The organism is Pseudocoprococcus catus (assembly GCF_019734885.1).
GTDB lineage: Bacteria > Bacillota > Clostridia > Lachnospirales > Lachnospiraceae > Coprococcus_A > Coprococcus_A catus.
Map to the genome: position 1 here is coordinate 34,806 of NZ_JAAXCM010000026.1, position 7,212 is coordinate 42,017.

The 7,212-nt window shown below is 45.9% G+C and carries 6 protein-coding genes, 1 tRNA gene and 1 rRNA gene; 1 reads left to right on the top strand and 7 read right to left on the bottom strand.

Translation table 11 applies throughout. From position 1 onward, the window contains the following. Positions 1-24: 24 nt before the first annotated feature. From gltA to HED67_RS06965, 5 genes are all read right to left on the bottom strand, one after another. Positions 25-1,413 (bottom strand): NADPH-dependent glutamate synthase, encoded by a 1,389-nt coding sequence (gene gltA, locus HED67_RS06945; RefSeq protein WP_221717846.1) that lies wholly within the window; start codon positions 1,411-1,413, stop codon positions 25-27. Further along, positions 1,413-2,300: a sulfide/dihydroorotate dehydrogenase-like FAD/NAD-binding protein gene (locus HED67_RS06950; protein WP_178441204.1), complete on the bottom strand. Its 888-nt coding sequence runs from the start codon at positions 2,298-2,300 to the stop codon at positions 1,413-1,415. The genes gltA and HED67_RS06950 overlap by 1 nt, the downstream gene beginning before the upstream one ends. A 99-nt stretch (positions 2,301-2,399) precedes the next feature. Beyond that, complete coding sequence (locus HED67_RS06955; RefSeq protein WP_221717847.1) at positions 2,400-3,998, bottom strand: ASKHA domain-containing protein; 1,599 nt, start codon at positions 3,996-3,998, stop codon at positions 2,400-2,402. A gap of 16 nt (positions 3,999-4,014) precedes the next feature. Beyond that, positions 4,015-4,662, bottom strand: coding sequence for an epoxyqueuosine reductase QueH (locus HED67_RS06960; RefSeq protein WP_221717848.1), 648 nt, complete (start codon positions 4,660-4,662; stop codon positions 4,015-4,017). A gap of 16 nt (positions 4,663-4,678) precedes the next feature. Continuing rightward, a complete protein-coding gene (locus tag HED67_RS06965) occupies positions 4,679-5,677 on the bottom strand; it encodes a nucleoid-associated protein (protein WP_178441210.1) in 999 nt (332 codons plus the stop codon). 141 nt (positions 5,678-5,818) lie between these two features. Here HED67_RS06965 and HED67_RS06970 point away from each other — a divergent pair, with 141 nt between their 5' ends. After that, a complete protein-coding gene (locus HED67_RS06970) occupies positions 5,819-6,679 on the top strand; it encodes a YitT family protein (protein WP_221717849.1) in 861 nt (286 codons plus the stop codon). Between the two features lie 258 nt (positions 6,680-6,937). On the opposite strand, the gene HED67_RS06975 is transcribed toward HED67_RS06970, so the two are convergent. Together HED67_RS06975 and HED67_RS06980 are read right to left on the bottom strand one after the other, a co-directional pair. After that, positions 6,938-7,012: transfer RNA gene (locus tag HED67_RS06975), tRNA-Pro, on the bottom strand. Between the two features lie 77 nt (positions 7,013-7,089). Beyond that, positions 7,090-7,212 (bottom strand): 23S ribosomal RNA (locus HED67_RS06980); the annotation flags it as partial.

Here is a 7,212-nt window from a genome sequence, read left to right on the forward strand (position 1 = left end):
CCGGAATTCGTCCTGATCCATGGATTATTTATTGCTCAGGTATTCATCAATCCCCTTCGCAGCTGCTTTACCTGCACCCATAGCCAGAATAACCGTTGCAGCACCTGTTACAGCATCACCGCCGGCATAAACACCCTCTTTGGTTGTTGCGCCATTGTCCTCATCTGCGATGATACACTGCCATTTATTCACATCCAGCCCCTTTGTTGTAGAAGAGATCAGAGGGTTTGGTGATGTACCAAGAGCCATGATTACTGTATCGACATCCAGGTCATATTCTGAACCAGGCACTTCTACAGGTCTTCTTCTGCCGGATTCATCCGGTTCACCAAGTTCCATCTTGATGACACGAAGGCCCTTCACCCAGCCATTCTCATCCACAAGGATTTCCTTCGGATTGCGGAGCAGATGGAACTGGATACCCTCTTCCTTTGCATGATGCACTTCTTCCACACGGGCAGGAAGCTCTTTCTCACTTCTTCTGTAGACAATATAAGTCTCTGCGCCGAGACGAAGGGCTGTTCTGGCTGCATCCATAGCAACGTTACCGCCACCGATAACAGCAACCTTCTTGCCCTGATGAATCGGTGTATCATAATCATCTCTGAAGGCTTTCATCAGGTTGTTTCGTGTCAGGAACTCATTGGCAGAGAAAACGCCGTTCGCCTGCTCACCAGGGATACCCATGAACTTCGGAAGGCCGGCACCTGAACCAATGAAGACTGCATCATAACCCTCTTCATTGATCAGTTCATCAATGGTAATGGATTTGCCGATGATCACATTCGTCTCAATCTCAACGCCCAGTTTCTTCACGTTGTCTACTTCATGAGCTACAACTGTCTGCTTTGGCAGACGGAACTCAGGAATACCATATACCAGTACGCCGCCGGCTTCATGAAGGGCTTCAAAGATCTTCACATCATAACCCATCTTTGCCAAATCACCGGCACATGTCAGCCCTGCAGGACCGGAACCGATAACAGCAACCTTCTTGCCTTTCTTCTCCTTGGCAGGAACAGGTGCAATATTGTTCTCTCTTGCCCAATCTGCTGTAAAACGCTCAAGCTTACCGATGGAGACAGGCTCACCCTTGATACCAAGGATACATTTGCCTTCACACTGGGATTCCTGAGGGCATACACGGCCGCATACTGCAGGAAGCGCTGAGGATTCGCCAATCACCTGAGATGCTTTCTCAAAATTGCCTTCCTTTACTTCTGCGATAAATGCAGGGATATTGATATTGACAGGACATCCTGTGATACATCTTGCATTCTTACAGTTCAGACATCTGGAAGCTTCTTCCATTGCATCTTCCTTGTTGTAGCCAAGACATACTTCTTCAAAATTCTTCGCACGTACTTCCGGTGCCTGTTCACGTACAGGTACTCTGTTCTTCTTATCTGCCATTATCTGTCACCTCCGCAATTGCCACATCCGCCATGGTGTGTACTTCCTTCCTGCAGTTTCAGCATTGCTCTGCCTTCCTGGGTCTTATAGCTCTGCTGACGCTGCATAGCCTGATCAAAATCTACAAGATGGCCGTCAAATTCAGGTCCGTCTACACAGGCAAACTTCACCTTGCCATCCACAATCAGACGACAGGCGCCACACATACCTGTACCGTCTACCATGATCGGGTTCATGCTGACAATCGTAGGAATCTCCAGCTTCTTTGTCAGCAGACATACGAATTTCATCATGATCATCGGGCCGATGGCAACACAGAAATCATACTTTGTGCCCTTTGCAGCCAGTTCTTCGATCACTGCTGTAACCATACCGTGACGTCCGTAAGAACCATCATCCGTTGTCACATATAAATTGCCGGCAACAGCTTCCATTTCCTTCTCAAGAATCAGAAGTTCTTTGTTCTTGGCACCAACGATAACATCTGCTGCCACACCATGCTCATGCAGCCACTTAACCTGAGGGTAAACAGGTGCTGTACCCACACCGCCGGCTACAAATAAAATCTTCTTCTGCTTCAGTTCTTCAATGTCGTCCTCAATCCATTCGGATGCCTTGCCAAGAGGGCCTGTTACATCCTGGAAGAAATCACCCTCGCGGAGCCAGGACATCTTCTCTGTGGATGCACCAACTGTCTGGAAAACAATTGTGACTGTGCCTTTCTCTCTGTTATAATCACAGATGGTCAACGGGATTCTCTCGCCAACCTCATCCATCTTGACAATCAGGAACTGTCCAGGCTGGCATGCGCGTGCCACACGCGGTGCTTCAATTTCCATCAGAAAAATCTTATCTGCAAGTTTTTCTGCTTTTACAATTTGATACATTCCATATCCTCCTATAATGATTTTGTCTCCCTATTACTTATGGGCTCTATTATACTCACTTTTCGACAAAATTGCAACCATATGCCCTAAATATTTTTGTTAAAAACATGAAAATTCTAAAAAAGTTTTTGTAAATTTCGGTTGATTAGCCAAAAAAATTTCCCTTGTATGCTGAATCATACGCCGAATGCCTTCCTGATCCGGGCATTGGATATACATGCACAGACCTGCAATAACCGCATTGCCTAAAATATGCACCCGTTCCGCCAGTTCCTCCGGTATGAGTCCTGCCCCGGCCGCTTTGGCAATATCCAGCTGACTGCCAAAACCACCGGCCAGCTCCAGCGCTTCAATTTCTTCCATCCGGTACCCGGCATTCTCGACCAGTATCTCAAGTCCGGCGCGGATAGCCGCTCTGGCTTTCTGATACTCTCTGATATCCGCCTGGGTAATGACAATCTTCCCGGGAATAATCTCCAGTCCTCTGGATGCATAACGAAGACTTAATCTTCCTGTATTATCCATCATCCGGCTCTTTCTCATCTCCGAAATGGCTGACACAAGACCACTGCCGCAGATACCCACCGGCGACTTTCTGCCGATGGTTTCATACCGAACCAGGCCATACTGTATCCGCACATCCCGCACAGCCCCCGGAATACTGCCAGTACCACAAGATAACTGTCCGCCCTCAAAGGCCGGTCCTGCCGCTGCTGAACTGACAAGCAGCCCCTCTTTATTGCCGACTGCCATTTCTGCATTGGTTCCAAGGTCCAGAAACAGACGCGGCTTTTCATTCCCGGCTATGCCGCAGCCCCACAAACCGGCGGTGATATCTGCCCCGACAAAGGCCGAAATACCTGCTATCAGCGTCACTTTTGTCTCTTTTAGCAGACAGTTTTCCACCAGAAGACTTTCCCCCAGCAGCTCTGCTGTGGATAACTCTTCAAAATCCAGGTTTACCGGTTGAAAAGGCCATGCCGAAAGCCCTCTGCAGTCATAGCCTCTTAATAAATGCAGCATCGTTGTGTTGCCTGCGATCACAATCTGTTCAATCGGTGCATCCGACGACTTCAAAAGACTGACAATCCCTTCTGCCAGATCCTGCCGGATCAATGCCTGCATCGCCTGCTCCTGACCATCCTCCACAGCTGCTTTGATTCTTGCCATCACATCTGTACCATAACTTCTCTGATGATTCAGTCCCCGGTATTCTGCGACAATCTTTCCGCTGTCGGTATACACCAGTGCCATCACAAGGGTTGTGGAACCGATATCCACAGCAATACTCAATGACTCTTTGTCAGGCAACCGGCTGTCCTTATCTGACTTTACACCATACGCCTCCGCTGTATTCTGCCGCTGAATTGGTTCCCTCACTAACGACTCGGCATGCTGAACCGGCGGAACATAAAAGGCATCTTCCCGCTGTATTTTCTCAAAGGTAATTGCGCATGATGCCGTGATCACAGCCCGGCATCCCAGACGATATCCAGCCTTTAATTCATCCTCGCTGAAAAACTGCCTGTCTTCCGTCGTTATAGGTAAACTCCCCTCCGTTATCCGGATTCTGCATTTTCCGCAGGTGCCCCTTCCGCCGCAATATAACGGAAAATAAATCTTCTCTCTTCTTAATATAGAAAGAAAAGGTTCCGGAGCTGCCAGTGAAATGGTTTGACCGTTTATTTTTATTTGCATACTCAGGCCTCCATTTCTACAACGCCTTCTCTTTCCTGCTGTCTTGATCTCCGTCGTCTTTTCCGCCTCCGGTTTTATGTCCGGTGTCTTCCTCTTTTCTGTTGTTGTATTTCTGGATGGTCACCAGACCCTTCTTCCTGTCCAGGAAGCGATCTTCCTCACTGAACACACAGCCGCAGTATTTCTGCATATACAGCCCCATGGCTCTGGCTTTTTCCTGTCCTTCCTTAAAGTATGGACGAAAGTCTCTGTACAAAAATGTTACATGATATTTTTTCGCCATTGCCTGTGCTGTCTTAATAATCAGTTCATGGTTCTGATAGGGACTGATGAGCAGCGTTGTTGAAAAGCTGTCATAGCCGTTTTCCGCCGCAAAGCGGGCTGTTTCTTCCAAACGGCACAAATAGCAATAACCACAGCGACTTTCATAATGCGGATACACATGATCGATAAAATTGCGCAGCCCATACTCATTCTTGACAATCAGACGCAAATGAATATCCGCGGCATACTTCGTCAATGTATTCTTTCTGGCTTTGTATTCTGTCACCGGATGAATGTTCGGATTGTACCAGAATCCCGTAGGCTCGATGCCTTCCGCTCTCAGCGCCTCGATACACATCACCGAACAAGGTGCACAGCAAATATGCAATAATAGTCTCATTTTCTGCCTCCTGTTCTTATTTGTTCTCGATGAATCCGATTTCTTTGATCAAAATAGACATCTTCCCGTCATCATTCTGATGATACTCCAATATACTCTCATCCTTCAGCAATTCCAAAGGCACCAGAAGCTCAATACCGCTGTCTGTTACCAGTTTCTGCTTCTTGCCAAGTTTACGCTCTGTCTTCTTGCTGACATAAACCGGTATCTTTGGAATCTGCTGCTGTTCAGCCACTTCCTGATAAAGGACCGCCGCCTGCTCATTATCCTTAAAAACAGCCTCCTCAAGTTCCGGTACAATGATCTGCCCCTTCTCTTTGACCTGATCGGCCACAATCGTCTTATATTCCATAATCTTCTGCGGCGCCTGTTCTTCATAACAGTGCTTGATGGTTTCTACAACAGAATCATCAATCGCCTTCACCGTTACTGCCTCAGAAGGTTTAAAATCCAGTTTCAATACCTGATCCGCCAGATAGTTCTGCTTCAATCCGTCAATATAGCACTCAAAATCCGATACCTGCGCCTGATTATCATTCAAATTCAGATAGAAATATTCATTCACTTTCGGAGACGGTCCCGGCAAGATCATATGATTCAGCGTCCAGTGCACTGCACTGTTCTCATCCTGTGCCACCAAAAATCTGGATTGATAATTACTCTTAAAAAATGTAATATAATCCTGATCTTCCAGCGTCACCCATGCAAACATACCTGCCCCCATCTGAATCTCCGGGTTCGCATGCATCAGATCCTGAATCTCATCACAGATACAATTCACAAAGGCCTCAAACTGATCACCAGTCTCCGGCAAAATCTGCTGAAGTTCCGATTCTTCATGAATAAAACCTTTTCTGGATGTCTCATGATAATAATATTTTGCGACCATCTGGCAGAGATATCTGTACATTTCATCCTCATCACCGGGTACATAACCTGAATAAGGAACAACCTCTAAAGTCGTATCAAACATACAGAAAAAAACTTTCTTAATTACAACATCCTGCCATTTCACATTATTTCCTCCCATCTTCTGCTCACTCTGCCCCATTATACATAATAACCTTGAAGAATGTCAACTTTTCTTTCCTGTATTGACTATCTCACAGCTTGCGTCTATACTAAGGGCATAAAAAGATTTGAGGGAGGCACTTACATGGAAAAGAATGTTTCCAAAGAGATCAAACGAATTATCATCTGCTGTATTGCATCCTGCATTATAGCCATCAATATCCGGACATTCGTCCGCACCGGCGGGCTGTTTCCCGGCGGCGCAAACGGCCTGACATTGCTAATCCAGAGCATTTTTGACCGTTATCTTCATATAACAATACCTTATACTGCTATCAACGTTCTTCTGAATGCCATTCCTGTTTATATCGGTTTTCGCTTTATCGGCAAAAAATTCACCCTTTATTCCTGTCTCGTCATATTCCTCACCGGTTTTCTGACAGACTGTCTGCCATCCTACACCATCACCTCCGACATCCTGTTAATCAGTATTTTCGGTGGTCTGATCAATGGTTTTGCCATCAGTCTCTGTCTGAAATGTGATGCCACCAGCGGCGGAACGGATTTTATCTCCATTTTCCTGTCCCGCAGAAAGGGCATTGATGCCTGGAATATCATTCTCGGCTTCAACGTGGTGATCCTCGCTATCGCCGGATTACTTTTCGGCTGGGATAAAGCCCTTTATTCCATGATTTTCCAGTATACATCCACACAGGTACTGCATGTTCTTTATAAACAATATCAAAAACAGACTCTTTTTATTGTTACGAACAAAGCAGAAGCCATCTCGCAGCTGATCTATGATACCACGGTTCATGGTGCCACTATCATCGACTGTGAAGGTGCCCATGAGCACAGCGAGCGTAAGATTGTCTACTCTGTTGTGTCCCGCGATGAGAATAATTCAGTCATCCGTGCGGTTCGCGAGGCAGATCCGCAGGCATTTATTAACAGTATGCCCACCAACGAACTGGAAGGCCATTTCTATCAGCGGCCGATTGACTAGTACATTAGTTATTTTCAAAACGATATATCGACCTTCCTGTTTATCTTAGCATTGACGTTTTTGGAAGTAAAATGCCTGTATGGGTATGTGATTCATATCTAAAAGTTAATGTGCATTTAAAAACAGGAAATACATACAAATAAAAGGACCTATAGGGTCCTTTTACTGTTTTAGTATATGAATTTTGAAATTCCCAAGAATAAACAAAAAATCCTGATAAGCAATACATCTTATATTGTTTATATCTATTTATGGTCATCGGGGTGACAGGATTCGAACCTGCGACCTCTTGATCCCAAATCAAGCGCTCTAGCCAAGCTGAGCCACACCCCGATATAAAGCATTATAAAATAAAAACCATGCACCTTCAAAACTGCATATCATAAAACACTCTGCCTTTTAGAACCATTTTGGTCAAGCCCTCGACCGATTAGTAACAGTCAGCTCCGGACATTGCTGCCCTTCCACCCCTGCCCTATCTACCTCGTCGTCTTCAAGGGGTCTTACTTCTTCCGAATGAGAGATCTTATCTT